Source organism: Aeromicrobium sp. PFPM2_SD2 (assembly GCF_057364525.1).
The window spans coordinates 1-2,150 of record NZ_JBNFNZ010000420.1 but is presented as its reverse complement, the minus strand read 5'-3'; the positions used below and the strand labels follow the sequence as shown (position 1 = coordinate 2,150).

The 2,150-nt window shown below is 73.3% G+C and carries 2 protein-coding genes; both read right to left on the bottom strand.

Translation table 11 applies throughout. The annotated features are described in order from the left end of the window. Positions 1–1,544: murein biosynthesis integral membrane protein MurJ (gene murJ, locus AC2W7G_RS14515; protein ID WP_485869064.1), on the bottom strand; the 1,544-nt coding region annotated here is incomplete at its 3' end. Continuing rightward, the coding region (locus AC2W7G_RS14510) for a DUF6049 family protein (RefSeq protein ID WP_485869063.1) at positions 1,541–2,150 on the bottom strand (610 nt) is incomplete at its 5' end. The genes murJ and AC2W7G_RS14510, both read right to left, overlap by 4 nt.

The window sequence follows — 2,150 nt, the reverse complement described above, 5'->3', positions numbered from 1 at the left end:
GCCGGCGCTCTCGTCGACGTCCAGCCCGGCGACGTCGAGCAGGCGGACGGAGCCCCAGGACGACGGCCGCGGTCAGCGCCAGCGCCACGGCCCAGCTTGAGCGCGAAGCGCAGCGTGGCCGGGTCCAGCACCCGACCGATGCGCCGCGACAGCAGGGTGGTGACCGCGATCGAGCCGACCAGGTAGGCGCCGCCGTAGGCCAGCGCGAGCGCGGCCGGGACGTGCTGCGGGTCGACCGCGTGCACGAACGTCACCGCGAGCGCGACGTTCGTGGCCGCGACGAGCGCCTGGACGAAGAACGGCGTGCGGGTGTCCTCGTCGGCGTAGAACCCACGCATCATCACGTAGTGCACGCTGAACAGCACGATCGCCGGCGCGAACGCCTGCACGGCCAGGCCGATCACGGTCGCGTTCTCGCCGATCGAGCCCCAGGCGTGCAGCGGGGCGATCGCCTGGGGACCCAGGCACGCGACGGCGACGGCGATCGGCGCGACCACGGCCAGCGCGAGCCGCAGCGTGCGCATCAGCTCGGCCCGCATGGGGGCGTAGGCGCGGTCGGCGGCCAGCGAGGCCAGCGTCGGCATGAGCGCGGTGGCCAGGGAGACGGTGACGACGCCGTGCGGGACCTGGCTGATCAGGAAGCCCATCTGGTAGACCGCCGAGCCGCCGGCCGTCGTGCCGTCCTCGGCCCCGGACACGGTGGCGGACGTCGCGAGCCGGTTGACCACCACGAACGCGACCTGGTTGACCAGGATGAACAGCAGCGTCCAGTACCCCAGCCGCAGCGTGTGGCCCAGGCCGGTGCCGCGCAGGTCGAAGCGCGGGCGGAAGCGGAAGCCCACTCGGCGCAGGGAGGGGACGAGCACGAGCGCCTGCACCACGATGCCGGCGGTCGAGCCCAGGCCCAGCAGCCACGCCTCGGCGCTGCTGAACCCGTCGACGTCGGTGGTGCCGCGCTCGGCGACGCCGAACGCCAGCGCGTACGCCACCAGCACCAGGCAGGCGACGAGGTTGTTGACGATGGGGGCCCACATCATCGGGCCGAAGCGGCGCCGGGCGTTGAGCACCTGGCCGGCCAGCACGAACGCGCCGTAGAAGAAGACCTGCGGCATGCACAGGCGCATGAGCAGCTCGGCGTCCGCGCGCTGCTCGGCCAGACCGGCGTCGAAGAAGCTCTCGGCGAAGACGAGCCGCACCACGAGCGGGGCGAGCAGCACCAGCGCGACGGTCGCCACGAGCAGCACGCCGAGGCCCAGCGTCATGATGCGCTGGGCGTAGGCGTCGCCGCCGTCGGCGTCGTTCTTCATCGCCCGCACCAGCTGCGGCACCAGCACGACGTTGAAGATGCCGCCCGCGACGAGGATGTAGACCGCGTTGGGGACGGTGTTGGCGTTGTTGAAGATGTCCGCGTCCAGGGCCGAGCCCAGGACGAACGCCAGCAGAAACAGCCGGACGAAGCCGCTGAGCCGGGAGACGATCGTGCCCAGCGCCATCCACGCGCTGGCCCGGACGAGGTCGGGTCCGGTCTCCTGCTCCGAGCTCACGCGGGCGTCTCCTTGCGGTCGCGGCGACGGAACCGGCGCACGAGCGCGACGACGACGAACAGCCCGGCCAGGCCGATCGCGACCCACAGCACGGCGCCGACCGCGCTGGAGCGGACGTTGAAGTCGACGGGGGTGCCGATCCGGTCCCCGTCGGGGGTGACGAGCGTGGCGCGCAGCGTCGTGGAGCCCTGGTCGCCGACGTCGACCTGCACGGTCAGCGTGTAGCGGGCCCCGGCGTCGATGGTCACCGGCTCGACGTCCTCCAGGCGCAGGCCCGGACGCGTGGAGCTCAGGTCGACGCCCACGGTCACCGGCACGCGGGTGTCGTTGCTGATCGTGAGCGGGAACTGGCCCTGCGGCCCGGACAGCGTCACCTGCTGGGGCGCCTCGAGGCTGATCCGGTCCAGCTGGCCGCCCAGGTGCTGCTCGAGCTCGCGGGTGAACGCACGGCCGGCGACCGGCTCGGTGACCCAGCGGGTCGAGACGGCGGTGGCGACCAGGCGTCCGTCACGGACGGTCGTCGGGGTCGTCGCCGAGCGCGGAGGAGAGCGCCGCCTGGCGCTGGGCGAGCTGCTCGACCTCGCGGACCCGCGTGGCCGGCAGGGC